Here is a 20,561-nt window from a genome sequence, read left to right as displayed (position 1 = left end):
GGCGTACGGCTCAGGCGCGCAGGTCGAGGTAGGAGGCGGCCGCGGGCGCCGCGGTGGCGCGGTTGACGCGGCTGGCGAACTGCTGCTGTGCGGCGTTGCTCGCCAGGGCGGCGGTCACGGCGCTGCGCAGCGCCGTCTGGCGCTCCAGGAGCGCCTGCGCGCGGGCCACCAGGGAGCGCGGCAGCGGGCCGAGGTCGGGCTCGGACCAGGCCGGCACCGGGGCCGGCTCGGCGCCGTCGGCGAGCAGCTGCTCGACGAGGTCCAGGTCTGCGTCCAGCCGGTCCAGCTCGCTCGTCCAGGCGCTCTCCGCGCTCGGCATCAGCTGGCGGCCGCGTGCGAGAGGGCCGCCTCGGTCCAGGTCTGGCACAGCTGCTGCGCCAGGACCAGGCAGTGCTGGGTGAGGGTGACGTCGCGGCGCATGTTGGCCAGCACCAGCTGGTTGTAGAGCCAGTCGTAGAGCGAGCCGAGGGCGGCAGCGCCGCTCCAGGCGTCCAGGTCGAGGCTGGAGCGCAGCTCGGCCACGATGTCCTGGGCGTGCAGCAGCTGGGTGTGGGCGACCTGGTGGTCACCGGACTCCTGAGCCGCCTGGGCGCGCTGCACGTCGAGCACCAGTCGCTCGCACAGCATCACCAGGAGCCGCTGCGGGCTCGCGGTGTTGATGGAGGCGCCGAGGTAGGCGTCACGCGCGTTGTTGACCATCGTCGTCATCCTTAGGAGTACGTCGGGAGCGAGTCGATCTGGCTGGACAGCCAGCTGGACTGGCTGTTCATCGAGTTCAGGGCGGTCTCGAGGGCGCTGAACTGGCGGGTGAGGGTGCTGCGTCGCATCTCCAGGCGAAGGTCCCACTGGGCGACGGAGTCGTTGAGGCGCTTGATCCCGTCGTTGCGGCCCTGGATGGCGCTGGTGACCGCGCCGCCGTACGGCTCGCTGGCGCTCTTGGCGACCTGGGCCACCCGGGCCGCGAAGCCGTCGCCGCCGGAGCCGAAGGCCGCGGCCACCTTGGCAGGGTCGGCCTCGTAGGCCTTGGCCAGTGCCGTCTCGTCCAGGACGAGCTTGCCGTAGCGGTCGACCTGGAGGCCGACGTCGGCCATCGAGGACCCGTCGCCGGGGTAGATGGCCTGGGCGAGCGCGGTGCGCAGCGAGCGGACCATCGAGTCGCCGGCCAGCACGCCCTTGGCGCCGCTGGCCCCCGACGCGGTCGCGGAGTCCAGGTCCTTGAGGAGCGCGTTGACGTCGTCGACCAGCGACTTGACCGAGGCCGTCAGGGTGCTCGAGCTGCGGGCGACGGTGATCTCGGCGGTGCTGCCGGGAGTGGCCGAGGTGGCCAGGGTGACGCTGACGCCGGGCAGCAGCTCGGAGAAGGTGTTGGTGGCTGAGGTCGCCTGGATGCCGCCGATGGTCACCTGGGCGTCCTGGCCGGCGCGCGGCGCGGCCCCGCCCAGCAGGGGCGAGCCGTCGAGGTTGGTCAGGGCGAAGTCGGAGGCCTGCCCGGTCGAGTTGGACTCGACAAGCAGGCGGTAGGAGCCGTCGGCGACCCGGACCGCGGAGGCGCGGACCCCGGTGGCGTTCGCCGGGTCGTTCAGCGCGGTGACCAGGCCCGCCAGGGTGCCGTCGGTCGTCAGGTCCTGCACGGTGCCGTCGAGCTTGTCGAGCCGGACCGTGGTGGCGCCGTCCGTGACCTGGTCGGTGAGCGCGGCCGGGGTGGTGAAGGCGAGCTGGTGGGTCAGCGCGAGCTTGTCCACGGTCACCGAGAACGACGTGGCGGCGGTGCTCGCGGTGGCGGAGGCGCTGACGCCGGGCAGCGACGATGTCGCGGCCAGGGTGCTCCAGGTGTCGCCCTTGCCGGTGTCCCCGGCCTTCGTGGCGAGCCCCGCGAGCCTGGTGTTGAGGGCCTGGAGGGCGGTGACGGCCGACTGCTCGGTCTTGACCCTGCTCTGCAGGCGGGTCTGGCCCACGGTCTCCAGCTGCATGAGCTGGTCGACGATGCTGGCGCCGTCGAATCCCGACAGGCCGCTGACGCTTGCCACAGGCTCCTCCTCTCAGTCGCTCGCGGTGGTGCTGTGCGGTGATGTGGAAACGGCGGCCGACCGGTCCCGAGCAGGGACCGGCCGACCGCCGTCGACCATCAGCGGAGCAGGGACAGGACGCCCTGGCCCGTCTGGTTGGCCTGGGCGAGCATCGCGGTGCCGGCCTGGGACAGGATCTGGGAACGGGTGAAGTTCATCATCTCCTCGGCCATGTCGGTGTCGCGGATCCGGCTCTCGGCGGCCGAGAGGTTCTCCACGGTCACGTTGACGTTGTTGATGGTGTGCTCGAACCGGTTCTGGATGGCACCCAGCTCGGCACGCTGCTTGGACACCTCGGAGACAGCGGCCTGGAGCGTGTCGCTGTCGGCGATGTCGATGGCGCCCATGGCCGTCGCGGTGGAGAAGTTGGCCAGTGCGGCGGTCGAGACCTCGATGGTGTCGTCGCTGGCGAAGCCGACCTGGAAGGTCTTGGCCACGCCCCCGAAGACCGCTTCGTTGTTGAACTTGGTGTTGGTCGCGATACGACCGATCTCGGTCTCGAGCTGGTTGAACTCCGCCACCAGGTTGGCCTTGGCGTCGGCGGTCGCGGTGCCGCTGCCGTGCTGCACCGCCAGGTCGTTCATGCGCTGCAGCATGGAGTGGACCTCGGTGAGGGCACCTTCTGCGGTCTGGACGAGCGAGATGCCGTCCTGGGCGTTGCGGGCGCCCATCTTCAGGCCACCGACCTGCGAGCGCAGGCCCTCGGAGATGGCCAGACCGGCCGCGTCGTCACCGGCGCGGTTGATCCGGAAACCCGACGACAGCTTCTCGAGCGACTTGGCCATCTGGCCGGACGTCGTGGAGAGGTTGCGGTAGGCCGACATTGCGTCGATGTTCTGGTTGATGCGAAGACTCATGATGGTTTCCTTCCTGGAATGGAGTCACGTGCTGGAGTCCGTCCGTGGACTCCGTTGGCTTCTCGATCGGCCCCGGTCGGACTGGCCTGAGGGATTCCACCGAAGTTTTCTCCGGCTTTACCTTCCGACGTTGCCGGGGCGTGGGGCTCAGGCGATGGCGTCCAGCGCCGGGCGACCGGCCGGCCGGCGCAGCGACGCCGCGTGCCGGGTGGCCACAGCGGCGAAGTAGGACTCCCGGCGCCGGGCCGCACAGCCGTCGGGGCGACCGGCCGGCTTGACCAGGTCAGGATCGAGCTCGCGGTTCAGGGCGTCGCGCAGCAGGCTCAGCGCCTCGGCGCGCATCTGGGAGACCCGCGACTCGCTGACACCGAGCTGCTCGGCGATCTCGGCCATCGGCCGCTCCGCGAGGAAGTACTCGCTCACCACCACGCGCAGCCGCTCGGGGAGCTCGGCGACCGCCTCGACGACGTACGTCAGGCGCTCCTGGTGCTCCACCAGCTGCTCGGGGGTGGCGCCGTCGGAGGGCAGCAGCTCGTCCAGGGCGTCGTCGGGGGAGGCCTGCAGGGAGAGGACCTGGGCGCGGGCGATGTCGTCGTCGTTGCCGACGACCTCCTCCAGGCTCATGCCCAGCGCGCTGGCGACCTCGGCGTTGCTGGGCACCCGGCCCAGGGTGGCGGCCATCCGGTGGCGGGTCTCCTCCAGGTCGCGAGCCCGGCGGCGGACCGAGCGGGAGGCCCAGTCGACGCTGCGCAGCTCGTCCAGCAGTGAGCCGCGGATCCGGGTGGCGGCGTAGCGGGCGAACGGCACGCCGAGGGTGGCGTCGAAGGCGTGCGCCGCCTGCACCAGGGCGGCCAGGCCGGCGGAGGTCAGGTCGTCGCGGGAGACGTGGGCCGGCACGCGGCCGGACAGCTCGCGGACGATGTGGCCGACCAGCGGCATAGTTGCCGTGATCAGCTCTTCTGTGGCCTGGCGGGCCTCGGCGCTCTGCTCGTTCACGAGATCGAGAGTCGTACAGGAGAGCGCACCCCGTACCCACTATTAGTGAGCAACCCTCCGGCAGGCCGCAACTGGTGACCTTGGTCCCGAGCCGGGGTGGCTCCAGATGACTAGCCCGGGGTGGCCCGGTTGTCATCGACGGTTCGCAGATCGGTCAACCGAAAAGACTTCAGCCCCGGGATCGGGGCCGATAGGTGGTTCGAGGTCCTGCACACTGACGAGGAAAGAGATGCGGTCATGGAGAAGCTCTCGCTCATCCTGTGGCGCGAGCGCGAGCTGCTGGAGACCCTGCTGTTCAAGCTGGAGGTCGAGCAGCTGGTGATGGCCACCGGGCGCACCCGCTGGCTGCTGCCCGCCGCCAAGGAGGTCGAGACGGTCCTGGAGACCATCCGGCAGACCGAGATGCTGCGCGCGGTCGCCGCGGACGAGGCCGCCGGACAGCTCGGCCTGCCGCCCAACCCGAGCCTGCGCGCCCTGGCCGAGACCGCAGCCGAGCCCTGGGCCTCGATCCTCGCCGACCACCGGGAGGCCTTCGCCTCCATCACCACCGAGGTCACCGCGATGGCCGACGCGAACCGCGAGCTGGTCACCGCGGGCATCCGCTCGGCCCGGGAGACCCTGATGACCCTGGGCGAGAGCACCGCGGGCTACAGCGCCGACGGCAGTGCGGTGACCGGCCCCGCCCGGCACCGCCTGGTGGACCGGAGCCTGTGAGAGAGGTGATGAGCCGATGAGCGGATCCTTCGCCTCCTTCAGCACCGCGCTCAGCGCGCTGAGCTACAACCGCGTGGTCATGGACACCGCCAGCTCCAACATCGCCAACGCCGGCACCGCCGGCTACAGCCGCCGCCGGGTGGAGAGCGAGACCGTCGCCGCCCCCGGCCAGATCGCCATGTGGTCGCGCTACGAGGGCTCCGGCGAGGGCGTCGCCGTCGCCGGTCTCCAGCGGATGACCGACGAGTTCCTCAACACCCGCGCCCGCCAGGAGCACGCGAACCTGTCCTACCTCAGCGTCCGCAGCACCACCCTGGACCGGCTGGAGACCGGCATCGCGGAACCCGGGTCCCAGGGCGTCTCGGCCCGGCTCGCGGAGTTCCGGGCCAGCTGGCACGCCCTGGCGAACAACCCGGCCCAGGACCTGTCGCGCACCAACGTCCTCACCAAGGCCACCAGCCTGGTGGAGTCGGTCCGCACCCAGGCCACCAACGTCGCCCGCGAGGCCGGCGACGCGCGCTCCCGGCTGGAGGGGCTGGTCACCGAGGTCAACACCGGTGCCGCCGAGCTCGCGGAGGTCAACCGGATGATCGCGGTGGCCTCGGCCAGCAAGGTCGACACCAACGGCCTGGCCGACCAGCGCGACGCCCTCGTGATGCGGCTCTCCGAGCTCACCGGCGCCACCGCCACCCGGCGTACCGACGGCGGCATGGACCTCACCGTCGGCGGCGTGCCCCTGGTCACCGGCAGGGACGCCGGCACCCTGGTGGTGGCGACCGGCTCGACCGGCGGCCCCGTCAGCTTCGCGATCCGCAGCAATGGCACCGACGTCGCCGTGGCGGGCGGCCTGCAGGGTGCCACCGGTGCCACCGCCGACCTGCTCACCGTCACCCTCCCGGCGTACGCCGCCGGACTGGACGCCGTGGTGCGCGACCTGGCCGACCAGGTCAACACGCTGCACGCCGGCGGCTACGACAGCACCGGGGCGGCCGGGGGGCCGGTCTTCACCTACGACCCGACCAACCCGTCCGGCTCGCTCACCGTGGCCATCACCGATCCCGCGCTGCTCGCCGCCTCCGGCGTGGCCGGCGGGGCGGTCGACGGCTCCAACGCCGACCTCCTGACCCGCACCAGCGGCGTCGAGAGCGCCTACCAGCGCCTGGTCAACGGCCTGGGCACCGAGGTCGCCTCGACCGGGCGCCTGGTCACCAACCAGTCGGCCCTCGTCGGGCAGGTCGACGGGGCCCGGGAACAGCTCTCGGGTGTCAACCTGGACGAGGAGATGGTCTCCCTGCTCACTGCCCAGCGCGCCTACGAGGCCGCCTCACGCGTGATGAACACGATGGACTCGATGCTCGACACACTGATCAACCGGACCGGGCTGGTGGGTCGATGACCATGATGCGCGTGACCCAGAACATGATGGCCCAGCGCTCGCTGGAGGGCATGTACTCCGGCCTGGGACGGCTCTCGAAGCTGCAGGAGCAGGTCAGCTCCGGCAAGGTGCTGACCCGGCCCTCGGACTCGCCTTCCGACACCACCGCCGCGATGCGGCTGCGCGCCTCGCTGGTCGAGGTCGGTCAGCAGACCAGCAACATCGAGGACGGCCAGGCCTGGCTCGCCCGGATCGACGACACCGTGCAGTCCGCGGTGCTGCAGACCCGACGTGCCCGCGAGCTGGGCCTCCAGGCCCAGAACGGCGCGATGAACCCCAGCTCCCGCGACGCCCTGGCCAGTGAGATCGAGGCGCTGCGCGAGTCGCTGCTCTCCCTGGCCAACACCACCCACCTGGACCGCCCGGTGTTCGGGGGCTCACCCCCGGCAAGACGGCGTACGACGACTCGGGCAGCTTCGTCGGCATCCCCGGCGCGGTGACCCGCTCCGTCGCCGACGGCGTCAAGGTTCGCGTCGACGCGGATGCCCGTGCGGTCTTCGGCCCGGACGGCGCCAACCTCTTCGACAACCTGCAGACGATGGCGGACGCGGTGCGCTCCGGAGACGCCACCGCGATCGGCGCCGGGCTGGGTGCCCTGGAGGGCGACCTGAACCGCCTCGGCGTCAGCCTGATCGACATCGGCTCGCGCGCCTCGGCCCTGGACCGCGCCGCGGTCTCCGCCGCGGACCGGGAGCTCTCCCTGAAGAGCTCGCTGACCGGCATCGAGGACGTCGACCTGCCCCAGGCCCTGATGGACCTCAAGCTGGCCGAGACCTCCTACCAGGCGGCACTGGCCAGCACGTCGCGCGTGATGACGCCCAGCCTGCTGGACTTCCTCCGATGACAGGATCTGCCATGATCGCCCCGACCGTCGACCCACCTGCCCCCGGGAGTGCCATGCAGGACAGTGCAGCGTCCGAAGGTGCCGTCCGAGACGACATCCCGATGATCGAGCTCGTCCATCCCATGCCCGGCTTCCCCGACCACACCCGGTTCGCCCTGGTCCGGCTCGACGAGGACGGCGTGCTGTGCGCCCTGCGCTCGCTGGACGACCCGGACCTGCGCTTCCTGGTCACCTCACCGGTGGCCTTCTTCCCCGACTACGCCCCCGAGGTCGGCGACGACGTGGTGGCCGACCTGGGCATCACCGACGTCGCGGACGTGCTGGTGCTGGTGGTCCTCACCGCAGGCGCCTCGCTGGCCGAGACGACCGCCAACCTGCTGGGCCCGGTCCTGGTGAACACCGTCACCCTGCGCGGCTCCCAGGTCGTCCTCGACGACCCTGCCCTGTCGGTCGCCGCGCCGCTGGTGGCCTGAGACTCCTGCGCTGCGGCCCCCGGTGTCGTAGGTTGGTGCCATGTTGGTGCTGAGTCGTCGTACGGGCGAGAGCGTGGTCGTGGGCGACAACGTCACCGTGACCATCCTCGAGGTCCGTGGGGACGTGGTGCGGGTCGGGATCGACGCCCCGCGCTCGGTCAGCGTGCATCGCGCCGAGCTGCTCGCCGAGCTCGCCTCCACCAACCAGGCCGCCGCCTCGCCCGCCGAGGACACCGTGGCCTCCCTGGCCGAGGCCCTGCGCAAACGGGCTGACTGAGCCCACCCCCCGCCGATTGACCCGGCGGAAGTCATCAACCCGGCGCCCTGCCTGCCGATGAGCCTCTCGAAGAGACGTGTCCTTGTGGCGCGCGACGAGGAGCCGACGAGGAGCAGGGGAGGGGGCCGGGATGATGGACGACGACGCGGAGATCGTGGCCGAGTTCCTCGTGGAGAGCTACGAGAACCTCGACCAGCTCGACCTGGACCTCGTGGCCCTGGAGCAGCAGCCGGACTCGCGCGAGCTGCTCTCCAGCATCTTCCGCACCATCCACACGATCAAGGGAACCAGCGGCTTCCTGGCCCTGCACCGGATGGAGGCGCTCACCCACGTCGGGGAGAACCTGCTCTCCCGGCTGCGCGAGGGCGAGCTCACCATGACCGCCGAGGTGACCGGCGTGCTGCTGGAGATGGTGGACGCCGTGCGGACCCTGCTGGCCGCGATCGAGGCCTCGGGCACCGACGTGGGCGGAGCCGTCGACGTGGACGCCGTGATCGCCGCGATCCGTGCGGTCCTCGGCGAGCCCGACCCGGTCGAGGAGGCCCCCGCGCCCGCCGCGGCGCCGGTGCTGCTGTCCCCGGTCCCCGTCTCGGCCCCGACGAAGCCGCTGGAGACCCTGCTCGGTGACGCCGGGGACGACGAGGCCGTACGCCGGGGGGTCGCCGACTCCACCGTGCGGGTCGACGTGAACCTGCTCGACAGCCTGGTGCAGCTGGTCGGGGAGCTGGTGCTGACCCGCAACCAGATCCTGCGCCGCACAGAGGGCAGCAAGGACCTCGAGCTGGCCCGGTCCGCCCAGCGTCTCGACCAGGTCGCCAGCGAGCTGCAGGAAGGCGTCATGAGGACGCGCATGCAGCCCATCGGCCAGATGTGGTCCAAGATGCCGCGCGTCGTGCGCGACCTGGCTCACCTGCTCGAGCGCAAGGTGCAGCTCGACCTGGAGGGTCACGAGACCGAGCTGGACCGGTCCCTGCTCGAGGCGCTCAAGGGACCGCTGACCCACCTGGTGCGCAACGCCATCGACCACGGCATCGAGTCCCCTGCGGAGCGGCTGGCAGCCGGCAAGCCCGCGACGGGCCGGCTGCTGCTGCGAGCGCGTCACGAGAACGGTCAGGTGGTGCTGGAGATCTCCGACGACGGCAAGGGGATCGATCCCGCCGTCATCGCCGAGGCTGCCCTGCGCCGTGGCGTGGTCACCCGGGACGAGCTCGCGCGGATGGAGCAGCGCGACGTGCTGGGCCTGATCTTCGAGGCGGGGTTCTCCACCGCGGCAGTGGTGACCAACGTGTCCGGTCGCGGGGTCGGCATGGACGTGGTGCGCACCAACATCGAGCGCATCGGCGGCACCGTCGACGTGCACAGCGTGGTCGGCGAGGGCACGACCTGCCGCGTCCGGATCCCGTTGACCCTGGCGATCATCCCGGCGCTGCTGGTGGGCGAGGGGGACGAGCGCTTCGCCGTCCCGCAGGTCAACCTGGTCGAGCTGGTCCGGCTCGAGGGCCAGGACCTGGAGCGCGACGTCGACGTGGTGGCGGGTGCCCCGGTGCTGCGACTGCGGGGGGACCTGCTGCCGCTGGTGCCGCTCTCGGGCGCCCTGGGGCTCACCGACCACCCGCTGCCGCGCGACGAGCGCGACGGGGTCACCGTGGTGGTGGTCCAGGCCGACGAGGTCCGTCTGGGCCTGTGCGTCAACGAGGTCTTCGACACCCAGGAGATCGTGGTCAAGCCGCTGGGTCGCCAGCTCCGGGCCCTGCCGATGTTCGCCGGGGCCACGATCATGGGCGACGGTCGGGTGGCGCTGATCCTCGACGTCCCCGGCCTGGCCAGGTCTCAGGGCATCGAGCCGGTGCCGGTCTCCAAGGTGGAGGTGGTCACCCGGCGCCAGGAGACCACGCCGATGCTGGTGCTCGAGGTGGTGCCCGGACGGCGCGCCGCCCTCGCGCTGCACGAGGTCTCCCGGCTCGAGGAGATCGCGGTGTCGCGGATCGAGGGCGCCGGTGCGCTCGAGGCCGTGCAGTACCGCGACGGCATCCTGCCCCTGGTGCGGCTGTGGAGCCTGATGGGCCTGCCGTCCCCGGCGCCGGTGGAGCCGGGGGCGCCGGAGCAGGAGACCCTGTCGGTGGTCGTCCACGAGGACGGCGAGCGCCGGGTCGGCCTGGTCATCGAGCGGGTCGTGGACATCGTGGACACCGTGCTCACCCGCAGCGACGTAGGTCGTCGCGCGGGGGTCCTCGGGTCGGCCGTGATCGACGAGCGGGTCACCGACCTGCTCGACCTCGACGCGGTCGTCGCGGCAGCGGGGGTGGCGTGATGAGCGAGGTGGTGCGGATGCCCCTGGTCGCGCAGTACTGCACGTTCACGGTGGACGGGCTGTTCTTCGGCGTCCACGTGCACGAGGTGCAGGAGGTGCTGCGTCACCAGCCGATGACGCCGGTGCCCCTTGCCCCCGACGCCGTCCGCGGCCTGATCAACCTGCGCGGCCAGATCGTCACCGCGATCGACCTGCGGCTGCGTCTGGGCCGCTCTCCCGGCGCGGCCGCGGCGCTGCCGCTCAACGTGGTGGTGAGCAGCCAGGGCGAGGCGGTGAGCCTGCTGGTCGACGAGATCGGCGACGTCATCGACGCGGGAGGTCTCGACCTGCTGCCGCCACCGGCCAACCTGCCGCCGGAGATCCGTGAGCTGCTCAAGGGCGTGGTGGCGCTGCCCGACACGATCCTGCTCGTCCTCGACGCCGACCGTGCCGTCGACGTCTCAGAACCCATTCTCGGAGGAACCTCATGACCGACCTCGCCACCCCCGTCGCCTCGGAAGCAGTCCGGGAGCCCGAGATGCTCCTGGTCCCGGCCGCGGAGACGCCCGACGAGGCGACCCCGGCCGCGGTGCGGCACGTCCTGGACGGGTTCCCCGCGCCGGTCCTGCTCATCACCGCCGGCCGGAAGGTCGCCTACGTCAACGACAAGGCGCTGGAGGACCTGCGACCGGTCGACGCCTTCCTGCCGCTCCCGCTGAACGAGTGGGTGGGCGCCGACGTGCTGCCGCTCTTCGCGCTGCTTGGCGACGTCGGCAGGTTCGACCGGGTGTGGGGGGACCCCTCGCTGCTGCCCTTCGAGATGCCCATCGAGCTGGGGGGCGAGACGGCGAAGCTGAGCCTCACCGCCGTGATGGCGGACGGGGAGTACAACGGCCTGATGATCTCGTGGTCCAAGACCACGGAGATGACGACGGCGCAGCGCCGGTTCCAGCGGGTCCACGCGATGCTGGAGAACTCTCCGACCAAGATGATGTTCGCCAACACCGACGGCATCATCAACTACCTCAACCCGGCGTCGCTGGACACCCTGCACGGCTTGGTCCAGCACATGGTGGTGCCCCCCGAGGACCTGATCGGGGTCCCCTTCCACATGCTCTACGAGACCCCGGACGTGCAGCGGGCGACGCTGGCGGACCCGGCGGCCACCAAGGCGGCATTCGACGAGGCCAGGGAGCGGACCAGGGCGATCAGCTCGACGTACGTCCACCTCGGGCCCGAGGTGCTGGACACCTCGATCGACGAGATGCGCAACGAGGCCGGCGAGCACATCGGCTACCTCCTCACCTGGGAGCTCGTCACCGAGAAGCTGAAGGTCGAGCAAGACCGCGAGCAGGCGATGGCCGACACCTCGGCGATGAACCACGTGCTGCGGCTCCTCGGCACGGCCACGTCGGTCGAGGACGCGATCGGCCGGACCCTGCAGGCCGTGCGCTCGGAGTTCGGCTGGGAGTACGCCTCGTGCTGGCGGGTCGACCCCGAGATCGAACGGCTCCGCTTCGTGGCGACGTGCGGCGACGTCGGCCCCGCGGCCCGCGACCTGCTGTCGGCCGCCACGTTCCGGCGCGGCTCAGGGCTGCCGGGCAGCACGTGGGCCTCGGGGGACGTGGTCTTCGCCGACGGCTCCGAGCTGCCCCCGGTCTTCGTCAGCGCCATGGCCGAGCACGGGGTCGAGCTGGCCTCGGGCGTGAGCTTCCCGGTCGAGGTGGGTGGCGAGGTGATCGCCACCATGGACTTCTTCTCCCGAGGGGCGATGGACTTCAGCACCCAGCGGCTGGAGACCCTGCGCAACATCAGCGACATGGTCTCCCAGGCGGTGGACCGGATCGAGAGGGACGAGAGCGACCGGGCCGCCGCCGCTGACCTGGCCGCCAAGGTGGAGCTGGTGCTCGACGTCGTACGGGCGATCGGCGAGGGCGACCTGACCCGCGACATCACGGTCTCCGGTGAGGACGCCATCGGTCAGCTCGCCTCCGGCCTGGCCGACGTGGTCACGACGCTGCGGGGCTCGATGACAGACATCGGCGGCACCGCCGACGTGCTCGCGGAGGCTGCGGAACAGCTCACGGACCTGTCCCAGGGGATGGGCGAGGGCGCGACGCTGACTTCCGAGCGTGCGGCGAGCGCGTCGGGGTCCTCCACCCAGGTCTCCTCGAGCATCCAGACGGTGGCCACGGCGGTGGAGGAGATGACCGCGAGCATCCGGGAGATCGCCAAGAACGCGACGGAGGCTGCCACCGTGGCGACCAGTGCCGTGGCGGTGGCGAGCTCGGCGCAGGGCACGGTGACCAGCCTGGGGGAGTCGAGCGCGGAGATCGGCAAGGTGATCAAGGTGATCACCTCGATCGCGCAGCAGACCAACCTGCTGGCGCTCAACGCCACCATCGAGGCGGCTCGGGCCGGGGATGCGGGCAAGGGGTTCGCGGTGGTGGCCAACGAGGTCAAGGAGCTGGCCAAGGAGACGGCGCGGGCCACCGAGGACATCGGTCAGAAGATCGACGCGATCCAGTCCGACACCCAGGGTGCGGTGACCGCGATCCGGGAGATCACCGACGTGATCGGCCGGATCAACGACATCCAGACCACGATCGCCTCGGCGGTGGAGCGACAGACCGCCACCACCAACGAGATCGCCCGCAGCGTGACCGACGCCGCGGCCGGTGCCGCCGGTATCGCCGAGGACGTGAGCGAGGTGGCCAGTGCCGCCGAGGACACTCGGCACGGGTCCGCCAACACCATGCAGTCCGCCACCGACCTGGCCCGCATCGCCGGTCAGCTGCGGGCTCTCGTCAACCGCTTCCGGGTCTGACGGCTCATGCCTGAGGTCCCGCTGTCCCTCGAGCCGTCGCTCGACGCCGACCACGCCGTCGGCCGGTCCCACCCACCCCTGCGGAGGAAATCATGACCGATCTCAGCACCCCCCCGGCACTCAACGGCCGGGACGCGAGGGAGGGCGCGGGCGGCCCCGACAGCCTGGTCTCCCAGCAGGTCTCCCTCGTGGCGCCCGCACCTGCGCAGGCGGAGTTCGAGGGCACCACCGCCGAGCAGCGCGAGGTGCTGGACGCGATGCCGGCACGGGTGTTCCTCACCGACGTCAACCGCCGGATCCGCTATGCCAACGCGGTGTGCGTCGAGGAGCTGCGCCTGGTGGAGGACTTCCTGCCCTACAAGGTCGACGACCTGATCGGCTCCGACGTGAAGCCGCTGTTCGCCTTCCTCGGTGACGTCGAGCGGGTGGACTACTACTGGGAGAACCACGCCGAGGAGCTGCCCTTCGTGGGCCAGCTCATGGTCGGCGACCAGTGGGCGGACATGACCATCAGCGCCGTCTACCGCGAAGGCGAGTTCGTCGGGGTGATGGTGGCCTGGGTCTACGTCAGCGACCGGGTGCGCGCCGAGCGCCGGCTGCACCGGGTGAACTCGATGATGGAGAGCTCGCCCAACGCGATGATGTTCGCGGACCGCAAGCGGGTCATCAACTACATGAACCCAGCGGCGTTCGAGACGCTGCGCCGCATCGAGCCCTACATGCCCATCACCGCCGAGCAGTTCGAAGGGCTCAGCGTCGACGTCATGGCCGAGGGCCTCGAGGAGACCGACACCGAGCACGGACGGGTCCAGGTCGACCAGCTGGTGCCGGAGAACCTGCCCGTCCGGGCACAGCGCCAGATCGGTCCCGAGACCCTGGACATCCTGTTCTCCGCCATCCACGGCACCGACGGCGACTACATCGGGATGATGGTCACCTTCGAGCTCATCACCGAGAAGCTGCGGGTGGAGGAGGAGCGCGCCCGGGCGATGGCGGACTCGGCGGCCATGAACCACGTGCTGGCGGCACTGGGCGCGGCCACGTCGGTCGGCCAGGCGATCGAGTCGACCCTGCACGCGGTGCGGGAGGAGTTCGGCTGGGCCGCCGCGACGGCCTGGCGGGTGGACCCCGAGGTCTCGCGGCTGCGCTTCGCGGCCAGCGCAGGGCCGCTGCGTGAAGGGGTGGTCCAGGTGGTCTCCGGGCTCTCCTTCGCCCGGGGGAACGGGGTGCCCGGGCAGATCTGGGCCCAAGGGGACGTGCACCAGGCCTTGGCCGCCGACATCCCCGCGCCGGTTCGCCAGTCTCTCGGGGACGTGTCGGTGCCGTCGGTGGTGGGCTTCCCGGTCAAGGTGGGCGGCGAGGTGATCGCCACGCTGGACTTCTTCGCCGAGCAGCCCATGGAGCTGAGCACCCAGCGGCTGGAGACCCTGCGCAACATCGCCGACATGGTCTCCCAGGCGGTGGCCCGGATCGAGAGGGACGAGAGCGACCGGGCCGCCGCCGCTGACCTGGCCGCCAAGGTGGAGCTGGTGCTCGACGTCGTACGGGCGATCGGCGAGGGCGACCTGACCCGCGACATCACGGTCTCCGGTGAGGACGCCATCGGTCAGCTCGCCTCCGGCCTGGCCGACGTGCTCGGCACGTTGCGGGGCTCGATGACCGACATCGGCGGCACCGCGGACTCCCTGGCGGTGGCGGCGGACCAGCTGAGCATCCTGTCCCAGGGGATGGGCGAGGGCGCGACGCTGACTTCCGAGCGTGCGGCGAGCGCGTCGGGGTCCTCCACCCAGGTCTCCTCGAGCATCCAGACGGTGGCCACGGCGGTGGAGGAGATGACCGCGAGCATCCGGGAGATCGCCAAGAACGCGACGGAGGCTGCCACCGTGGCGACCAGTGCCGTGGCGGTGGCGAGCTCGGCGCAGGGCACGGTGGCCAGCCTGGGGGAGTCGAGCGCGGAGATCGGCAAGGTGATCAAGGTGATCACCTCGATCGCGCAGCAGACCAACCTGCTGGCGCTCAACGCCACCATCGAGGCGGCTCGGGCCGGGGATGCGGGCAAGGGGTTCGCGGTGGTGGCCAACGAGGTCAAGGAGCTGGCCAAGGAGACGGCGCGGGCCACCGAGGACATCGGTCAGAAGATCGACGCGATCCAGTCCGACACCCAGGGTGCGGTGACCGCGATCCGGGAGATCACCGACGTGATCGGCCGGATCAACGACATCCAGACCACGATCGCCTCGGCGGTGGAGCAGCAGACCGCCACCACCAACGAGATCGCCCGCAGCGTGACCGACGCCGCGGCCGGTGCCACCGGGATCGCCGCCGACGTGACGCAGGTCGCGACCGCGGCCGAGGAGACCAGGCACGGTGCCAGCAACACGCTGCAGTCCGCCACCGACCTCGCCGAGATGGCGAGCCAGCTCAAGGCGCGGGTGACCCGCTTCAAGTTCTAGGGGCGCAGGCGGGAGGCGAGCACTGCGGCCTGGGTGCGCCGCTGCACGCCGAGCTTGGCGAGGATCGAGGTCACGATGTTCTTGACCGTCTTCTCCGACAGGTACACCTGCTCGCCGATCTGACGGTTCGTCAGACCCTCGCCGATCAGGGCGAGGACCCGCTGCTCCTGGACGCTGAGGCTGTCCATCCCGTCCAGCGGGGTCTGCGAGGCCCGGCGCAGCCGGTCCATCATCTTGTTGGCGATGTCGGGGTCCACCAGGGAGTTGCCGGCCGCGACCGACCGGATTCCCTCGACCAGGGTCCGACCCCGGATCTTCTTGAGCACGAAGCCCCCGACGCCGGCGGAGAACGCCTCCTCGACCATGGCGTCGTCGTGCCGGTCGCCGAGCATCAGGGCGCGCACGTCGGGAGCCTGGGTGGACAGGGCTCGGGCCACGTCGACCCCCGACCCGTCCGGCAGGCCGGTGTCGAGCACGGCGACGTCGGGCCTGAGTCGGAGGATCTCCGGGAGCCCCTCGGCCACGGTGCCGGCCTCGCCGACGACGGACAGGTCGTCCTCGCGCTCGAGGAGCGCACGGAGGCCGCTCCTGATGATGTCGTGGTCGTCGAGGAGGTAGACGGTGATGGGGAGCATGGAGGGCCATTCCTACCGGAGATCGCGCCGCAGGTCCGGCACTCGGAGTTGTTGGTCAGAGATTCGACGCAATGTGAACAACGTGTTCCGGGCAAGTTCGTCACGGCCGGGGAATATAGTTGCTCTCGGCAACCTTCTACCCACTGTTCCTGTCCATCCACGTACCGAAGCGAGTGCACGTGACCGAGTCCCCAACAGCCTCCGCGGCCGTTGTTCAACCCCCCGCGATGACGCACCGCCAGGTGCTCGAGGCCCTCAGCGGTCTCCTGCTGGCGATGTTCGTCGCCATGCTGTCCAGCACCGTGGTCTCCAATGCTCTGCCGAGCATCGTCGCCGACCTCGAGGGCAGTCAGACCGGGTACACCTGGGTCGTCGTCGCCACCTTGCTGACGATGACCGCCACCACCCCCATCTGGGGCAAGCTCGCCGACCTGTTCAGCCAGAAGGTGCTCGTCCAGACGGCCCTGGTGATCTTCTCCGCGGGCTCCCTGGTCGCCGGCTTCGCTCCTTCGATGGAGGTGCTGATCGGCGCCCGCGCCTTCCAGGGCCTCGGCGTCGGCGGCCTGACCGCGCTGGTGCAGGTCGTCATCGCCGGAATGGTGAGCCCGCGTGAGCGAGGTCGGTACGCCGGCTACATCGGCTCCGTCTTCGCCGTCTCCACCGTCAGCGGCCCCCTCATCGGCGGCGTGCTGGTGGACACCCTGGGCTGGCGCTGGTGCTTCTTCGTCGGTCTGCCGATCGCGGTCCTGGCCTTCGTCGTGCTGCAGAAGACGCTGCGCCTGCCCGTCATCAGGCGCGAGACCCACATCGACTACCTCGGTGCCACCCTGATCATGGCCGGCGTCTCGCTGCTGCTGGTGTGGGTGTCGCTGGCGGGGAACCAGTTCGCCTGGACGTCCGCGACCAGCTACGGCCTGATCGTGGGTGGCCTCGCGGTCATCGCGGTCGCCATCTGGGTCGAGATCGCCGTCGCCCGCGAGCCCATCATCCCGATGCGCCTCTTCCGCGACCGCACCACCTCGCTGGCCACGGCCGCCTCGGTGCTGATCGGTGTGGCCATGTTCGGCTCCACGGTCTACCTCAGCCAGTACTTCCAGCTCGCCCGGGGCATGTCCCCGACCCACGCCGGTCTGATGTCCATCGCCATGGTCGGCGGTCTCCTGGTCTCCAGCATCGTCTCGGGGCGGATCATCAGCGACACCGGCCGGTGGAAGAAGTTCCTGGTCAGCGGCATGGTGTTCGTCGTCGCCGGACTGGCGCTGCTCTCCACGATCGACGAGACCACCAACCTCGCCGTGGTCGGCCTGTTCATGTGCGTGCTGGGCGTCGGCCTGGGTGCCACCATGCAGAACCTCGTGCTGGCGGTGCAGAACAACACCGCGCACGCCGACATGGGTGCCGCCTCCTCCCTGGTGGCCTTCTTCCGCTCCATCGGTGGCTCCGCCGGTGTCTCCGCGCTGGGCGCGGTGCTGGCCCACCAGGTGGCCGCCAACGTCTCCACCGGCCTGCGGGACCTCGGGGTCGCGGGCGGCGAGGCGACCAGCCACTCCGTTCCGGACCTGGACACCCTGCCCGGCCCGGTCCGCGCGGTGTTCGAGAGCGCCTACGGTGATGCCTCCGCTCACCTGTTCCTGGTCGCGGTGCCGTTCGCGGTGGTGGCCCTGGCCTGCGTGCTCTTCATCAAGGAGGTGCCGCTGCGTGAGACGGTCATGCGTGACGACGAGCTCGCCCCGGAGGTCAAGGCCGAGCTCACCATCACCAAGGAGTTCCAGGACCGATGAGCTCTGAGGTGGGCCGGGTCCCCGGCCGGGTCACTGTCCCGGTCGGGGACTCTGCCATCCGGGACGACACCCTGGGTGCCCTGGAGCGCGAGGTCGCGGTGCTCATCCGGCGGGCCCGGCGAGTGATCGGCCACCGGGCCCGGCTGGTGCACCCCGACCTGCACCCGGCGGCGTACCTGATGCTGGCGCTGCTGCTGGAGCGGGGCCCGCTGCGGCCCTCCGAGGTCGCTGAGGTCTTCGACCTCGACAAGGGGGCGGTGAGTCGGCAGGTGCAGCAGCTGGTCGACCTGGGACTGGTGAGCCGCTCCCCGGACCCTGCCGACGGCCGAGCCAGCATCATCGACGCCACCGCGCTCGCGCGCAAGGCGATGGCGGAGGTCGTCGACGAGCGCCGAGCGCGGCTCAAGTCGCGGCTGGACGAGTGGGACGACCGGGCCCTCAGCGAGTTCGTGGAGTCCCTGGGCCGCTACAACTCCGCGCTGGAGGGCTGAACCGCCGCGGAGCGCAGCCACGCTGCGGCGTCGGCGGGCAGGTACGTCGCACCGCCCTCGGAGCGGAGCCCGGCCGAGGAGAGCAGCACCTCCCCCTGGGGGAGGGCCGTCGGGGTGTCCCCGCAGTTGAGCACCACGGTCAGCGGGCCCCGGCGCAGCTCCAGCACGTCACCGGCGTCGAGCCGCACCTCCACCTCGGCCCCCAACCCGCGGGCGTGCTCGCGGCGGGCCGCCAGGGCCGCGCGGTAGAACTCCAGGGTCGATCCGGGGTCGCCGGCCTGGGCCTCGACGGTCAGGCCGGCCCACCCCTCGGGCTGCGGGATCCAGGGGCTGCTGCCCGCCGGTCCGAAGTCGAACGGCGGCGTCTGGCCGCCCCACGGCATCGGCACCCGGCAGCCGTCGCGCCCGGGCTCGCCGGTCCGGAACCAGGACGGGTCCTGCCGGTGCTCCGAGCTCACCTCCACCTGCTCCAGCCCGAGCTCCTCGCCCTGGTAGAGGTAGGAGGAGCCGGGCAGGGCGAGCATGGTCAACGTCGCGGCGCGAGCCCGGGCCAGACCTCGCGGGCCACCGCCGTACCGGGTGGGGTGGCGCACCACGTCGTGGTTGCTCAGCACCCACGTGGGCGCCGCGCCCACCGAGTCGACCGCGGCCAAGGTGCCGGTGACCACGTCGGCGAAGGCGGCGGCGGACCAGTCGGCCAGCAGCCAGGAGAAGTTGAACGCCTGGTCGAGCTCGTCAGGCCGGACGAAGCGCGCCATCGACTCCGGCGTCTGGGTCCAGGCCTCCGCGACCGCCATCCGGTCCGGTCCGGCCTCGTCGAGGATGTCGTGCCAGCGGCGGTACACCTCGTGCACCTCCGGCTGGTCCCACATGGGCTCGTCCGCCACGGTGCGCTCCACCATCTCGCGGGCGCCCTCGTTCGCCCCCTCCTGGCCGCCCGCCACCTCGGCCCGCTCCTGGTCGCGCAGGGACTCCTCCTTGAAGAGGCCGTGCGCGACGTCGACCCGGAAGCCGTCGACCCCGCGCGCGAGCCAGAACCGGAGCACCCCGGCGAACATGTCCCCGACCTCGGGGTTGCGCCAGTCCAGGTCCGGCTGGGTGGAGTCGAACAGGTGCAGGTACCACTGGTCGGTCTCGCCGACCCGGCTCCAGGCCGGCCCGCCGAAGACCGAGAGCCAGTTGTTGGGGGGCTGGCTGCCGCCGGGTCCCCGCCCGGTGCGGAAGAGGTAGCGGGCGCGCGCCGGAGACCCGGGCTCGGCGGCGAGCGCCTCGACGAACCACGGGTGCTGCGAGGAGGTGTGGTTGGGCACCAGGTCCACGATCACCCGCAGGCCGAGCTCGTGGGCCCGGGCCAGCAGGGTGTCGGCGTCCGCGAGGGTGCCGAAGAGCGGGTCCACGTCGCAGTAGTCCGACACGTCGTAGCCGTGGTCGTGCTGGGGAGAGGTGTAGAACGGGGTGATCCACACCGCGTCCACCCCCAGGTCGCGCAGGTGCGGCAGCCGGGCGGTGATGCCGGGCAGGTCGCCGACGCCGTCACCGTCGCTGTCGGCGAAGCTGCGGACGTAGACCTGGTAGACGACCGCGTCCCGCCACCAGTCGGCCGGGCCGCTCACGCGAACGCCGCCGGGTCCGCGGCGATCCACAGGTGCTCGGCGGTGGCGACGATGCGCCCGTCCCCGTCGTACATCGTGGACGCGGTGCGGGTCTTGCGACCCTGCGAGCCGCGGTGCTGTCCCACGAGCACGTGCTGCTCACCGATCACCGGCAGGGTGTCGACCCGGGCGGCGATGTGGGCCAGCACCATCAGCCTCTCGGTCAGGTCCCCGGCCCAGCCGCCGACGCAGTCCAGCGCGGCCCAGGTCACGGCCAGGCTGGTCCGGGCCTCACCCTCGACGAGGGCGCGGGAGTCCTCGGCCAGGTCCCTGCCCGGGGTCCACGTCGCCGCCACGCGGGCGGGAAGGTCCTCGCCGACCCGGCCCGGGAAGATGCGGAGCCCGTCGCCGGCCTCGCGGGCGGTCCCGCAGGAGAAGCAGGTGGGGAAGGGGTGCGAGACCAGGCCGGCGTACGACGCCTCGGCGGCCCGCGCGGTGTCGGGGTCCACCGGCTCCACCGGGAGCAGCGTGTCGGCGGCCAGCCTGGCCTCTGCCACGACCGTGCCCCCGTCGGCCAGGACGGTGGTCCCGTCGTGCTCGGTCACGCTCATCCCCGTCTCCAGCGGCGGCGGCGTGCGGAGCGAGACCGCGATGCCCGGCCAGGCGTCCGCAGGGCCGTCGAGCCGGTCGTGCACCACGTGGCCGGCGAGCTCGCCGGCGGACCAGCCGCCGTTGCCGGAGGAGGGCGGGCCGCAGTACCGGGCGGGGATCGTCAGCTTGCTCACCCCCTCCACCCTGCCACTTCTTCAGGGCATGGGACAGAATGGGGG

20 protein-coding genes are annotated in these 20,561 nt (G+C 71.4%); 12 read left to right on the top strand and 8 right to left on the bottom strand.

Annotated features, from left to right (window positions below; genetic code table 11):
• Positions 1–10 precede the first annotated feature (10 nt).
• From C0R66_RS14980 to C0R66_RS14960, 5 genes are all read right to left on the bottom strand, one after another.
• Positions 11–319: a hypothetical protein gene (locus C0R66_RS14980; protein WP_101525381.1), complete on the bottom strand. Its 309-nt coding sequence runs from the start codon at positions 317–319 to the stop codon at positions 11–13.
• On the bottom strand, positions 319–699 hold the full coding sequence (gene fliS / locus C0R66_RS14975; RefSeq protein ID WP_101526285.1) for a flagellar export chaperone FliS: 381 nt from the start codon (positions 697–699) through the stop codon (positions 319–321). Before fliS ends, C0R66_RS14980 begins: the two co-directional genes overlap by 1 nt.
• A gap of 11 nt (positions 700–710) precedes the next feature.
• Positions 711–2,027 (bottom strand): flagellar filament capping protein FliD, encoded by a 1,317-nt coding sequence (gene fliD, locus C0R66_RS14970; RefSeq protein WP_101525380.1) that lies wholly within the window; start codon positions 2,025–2,027, stop codon positions 711–713.
• A 98-nt stretch (positions 2,028–2,125) separates the two neighbouring features.
• Positions 2,126–2,923 (bottom strand): flagellin N-terminal helical domain-containing protein, encoded by a 798-nt coding sequence (locus C0R66_RS14965; protein WP_101525379.1) that lies wholly within the window; start codon positions 2,921–2,923, stop codon positions 2,126–2,128.
• A gap of 147 nt (positions 2,924–3,070) precedes the next feature.
• Positions 3,071–3,862 (bottom strand): sigma-70 family RNA polymerase sigma factor, encoded by a 792-nt coding sequence (locus C0R66_RS14960; protein ID WP_101525378.1) that lies wholly within the window; start codon positions 3,860–3,862, stop codon positions 3,071–3,073.
• Positions 3,863–4,156: 294 nt separating this feature from the next.
• Between C0R66_RS14960 and C0R66_RS14955 the strand changes: the two genes are divergently transcribed.
• From C0R66_RS14955 to C0R66_RS14910, 10 genes are all read left to right on the top strand, one after another.
• Positions 4,157–4,633 carry a flagellar protein FlgN gene (locus C0R66_RS14955; RefSeq protein ID WP_101525377.1) on the top strand — a complete coding sequence of 159 codons (477 nt, stop codon included), beginning with the start codon at positions 4,157–4,159 and terminating at the stop codon, positions 4,631–4,633.
• A 16-nt stretch (positions 4,634–4,649) separates the two neighbouring features.
• Entirely contained in the window at positions 4,650–6,029 is a 1,380-nt protein-coding gene (gene flgK / locus C0R66_RS14950; protein WP_101525376.1) for a flagellar hook-associated protein FlgK, read from the top strand.
• 11 nt (positions 6,030–6,040) lie between these two features.
• On the top strand, positions 6,041–6,508 hold the full coding sequence (locus C0R66_RS14945; protein ID WP_158648063.1) for a flagellin N-terminal helical domain-containing protein: 468 nt from the start codon (positions 6,041–6,043) through the stop codon (positions 6,506–6,508).
• The gene (locus C0R66_RS14940; RefSeq protein ID WP_101525374.1) at positions 6,505–6,912 is read left to right on the top strand and encodes a hypothetical protein; all 408 of its coding nucleotides are present in this window, start codon (positions 6,505–6,507) and stop codon (positions 6,910–6,912) included. The genes C0R66_RS14945 and C0R66_RS14940 overlap by 4 nt, the downstream gene beginning before the upstream one ends.
• 11 nt (positions 6,913–6,923) lie before the next feature.
• The gene (gene fliW / locus C0R66_RS14935) at positions 6,924–7,385 is read left to right on the top strand and encodes a flagellar assembly protein FliW (protein WP_241901466.1); all 462 of its coding nucleotides are present in this window, start codon (positions 6,924–6,926) and stop codon (positions 7,383–7,385) included.
• 40 nt (positions 7,386–7,425) lie between these two features.
• On the top strand, positions 7,426–7,662 hold the full coding sequence (gene csrA, locus C0R66_RS14930; RefSeq protein WP_101525373.1) for a carbon storage regulator CsrA: 237 nt from the start codon (positions 7,426–7,428) through the stop codon (positions 7,660–7,662).
• A gap of 130 nt (positions 7,663–7,792) precedes the next feature.
• Positions 7,793–9,973 carry a chemotaxis protein CheW gene (locus tag C0R66_RS14925; RefSeq protein ID WP_241901465.1) on the top strand — a complete coding sequence of 727 codons (2,181 nt, stop codon included), beginning with the start codon at positions 7,793–7,795 and terminating at the stop codon, positions 9,971–9,973.
• Positions 9,973–10,443, top strand: coding sequence for a chemotaxis protein CheW (locus tag C0R66_RS14920; RefSeq protein ID WP_101525372.1), 471 nt, complete (start codon positions 9,973–9,975; stop codon positions 10,441–10,443). Before C0R66_RS14925 ends, C0R66_RS14920 begins: the two co-directional genes overlap by 1 nt.
• Complete coding sequence (locus C0R66_RS19085) at positions 10,440–12,779, top strand: methyl-accepting chemotaxis protein (protein ID WP_199286701.1); 2,340 nt, start codon at positions 10,440–10,442, stop codon at positions 12,777–12,779. Before C0R66_RS14920 ends, C0R66_RS19085 begins: the two co-directional genes overlap by 4 nt.
• A 92-nt stretch (positions 12,780–12,871) precedes the next feature.
• On the top strand, positions 12,872–15,232 hold the full coding sequence (locus C0R66_RS14910; RefSeq protein WP_240311564.1) for a methyl-accepting chemotaxis protein: 2,361 nt from the start codon (positions 12,872–12,874) through the stop codon (positions 15,230–15,232).
• Here the strand turns inward: C0R66_RS14910 and C0R66_RS14905 are convergent.
• Positions 15,229–15,867, bottom strand: coding sequence for a response regulator (locus C0R66_RS14905; protein ID WP_101525371.1), 639 nt, complete (start codon positions 15,865–15,867; stop codon positions 15,229–15,231). The genes C0R66_RS14910 and C0R66_RS14905 overlap by 4 nt on opposite strands.
• Before the next feature lie 227 nt (positions 15,868–16,094).
• Between C0R66_RS14905 and C0R66_RS14900 the strand changes: the two genes are divergently transcribed.
• Positions 16,095–17,648 (top strand): MDR family MFS transporter, encoded by a 1,554-nt coding sequence (locus tag C0R66_RS14900; RefSeq protein WP_101525370.1) that lies wholly within the window; start codon positions 16,095–16,097, stop codon positions 17,646–17,648.
• Positions 17,645–18,139: a MarR family winged helix-turn-helix transcriptional regulator gene (locus tag C0R66_RS14895; RefSeq protein ID WP_101525369.1), complete on the top strand. Its 495-nt coding sequence runs from the start codon at positions 17,645–17,647 to the stop codon at positions 18,137–18,139. The genes C0R66_RS14900 and C0R66_RS14895 overlap by 4 nt, the downstream gene beginning before the upstream one ends.
• On the opposite strand, the gene C0R66_RS14890 is transcribed toward C0R66_RS14895, so the two are convergent.
• Together C0R66_RS14890 and C0R66_RS14885 are read right to left on the bottom strand one after the other, a co-directional pair.
• Positions 18,115–19,752 carry a glycoside hydrolase family 13 protein gene (locus tag C0R66_RS14890; protein WP_101525368.1) on the bottom strand — a complete coding sequence of 546 codons (1,638 nt, stop codon included), beginning with the start codon at positions 19,750–19,752 and terminating at the stop codon, positions 18,115–18,117. The genes C0R66_RS14895 and C0R66_RS14890 overlap by 25 nt on opposite strands.
• Entirely contained in the window at positions 19,749–20,516 is a 768-nt protein-coding gene (locus tag C0R66_RS14885; protein WP_101525367.1) for a hypothetical protein, read from the bottom strand. Before C0R66_RS14885 ends, C0R66_RS14890 begins: the two co-directional genes overlap by 4 nt.
• Positions 20,517–20,561: the final 45 nt, after the last annotated feature.

The organism is Nocardioides houyundeii, assembly GCF_002865585.1.
Lineage (GTDB): Bacteria > Actinomycetota > Actinomycetes > Propionibacteriales > Nocardioidaceae > Nocardioides > Nocardioides houyundeii.
The sequence above is the reverse complement of the archived record's forward strand: the minus strand, read 5'-3'. Positions and strand labels throughout refer to the sequence as shown.

Excerpts from the sequence above, each read along its gene's own strand:
- C0R66_RS14905 (WP_101525371.1), bottom strand. The coding sequence starts at position 15,867 with ATGCTCCCCATCACCGTCTACCTCCTCGACGACCACGACATCATCAGG.
- C0R66_RS14980 (WP_101525381.1), bottom strand. The coding sequence starts at position 319 with ATGCCGAGCGCGGAGAGCGCCTGGACGAGCGAGCTGGACCGGCTGGAC.
- C0R66_RS14920 (WP_101525372.1), top strand. The coding sequence starts at position 9,973 with ATGAGCGAGGTGGTGCGGATGCCCCTGGTCGCGCAGTACTGCACGTTC.
- C0R66_RS14925 (WP_241901465.1), top strand. The coding sequence starts at position 7,793 with ATGATGGACGACGACGCGGAGATCGTGGCCGAGTTCCTCGTGGAGAGC.
- C0R66_RS14965 (WP_101525379.1), bottom strand. The coding sequence starts at position 2,923 with ATGAGTCTTCGCATCAACCAGAACATCGACGCAATGTCGGCCTACCGC.
- csrA (WP_101525373.1), top strand. The coding sequence starts at position 7,426 with ATGTTGGTGCTGAGTCGTCGTACGGGCGAGAGCGTGGTCGTGGGCGAC.
- C0R66_RS14910 (WP_240311564.1), top strand. The coding sequence starts at position 12,872 with ATGACCGATCTCAGCACCCCCCCGGCACTCAACGGCCGGGACGCGAGG.
- fliS (WP_101526285.1), bottom strand. The coding sequence starts at position 699 with ATGGTCAACAACGCGCGTGACGCCTACCTCGGCGCCTCCATCAACACC.
- fliW (WP_241901466.1), top strand. The coding sequence starts at position 6,924 with ATGATCGCCCCGACCGTCGACCCACCTGCCCCCGGGAGTGCCATGCAG.
- C0R66_RS14900 (WP_101525370.1), top strand. The coding sequence starts at position 16,095 with ATGACGCACCGCCAGGTGCTCGAGGCCCTCAGCGGTCTCCTGCTGGCG.
- flgK (WP_101525376.1), top strand. The coding sequence starts at position 4,650 with ATGAGCGGATCCTTCGCCTCCTTCAGCACCGCGCTCAGCGCGCTGAGC.
- C0R66_RS14955 (WP_101525377.1), top strand. The coding sequence starts at position 4,157 with ATGGAGAAGCTCTCGCTCATCCTGTGGCGCGAGCGCGAGCTGCTGGAG.
- C0R66_RS14960 (WP_101525378.1), bottom strand. The coding sequence starts at position 3,862 with ATGCCGCTGGTCGGCCACATCGTCCGCGAGCTGTCCGGCCGCGTGCCG.
- C0R66_RS19085 (WP_199286701.1), top strand. The coding sequence starts at position 10,440 with ATGACCGACCTCGCCACCCCCGTCGCCTCGGAAGCAGTCCGGGAGCCC.
- C0R66_RS14895 (WP_101525369.1), top strand. The coding sequence starts at position 17,645 with ATGAGCTCTGAGGTGGGCCGGGTCCCCGGCCGGGTCACTGTCCCGGTC.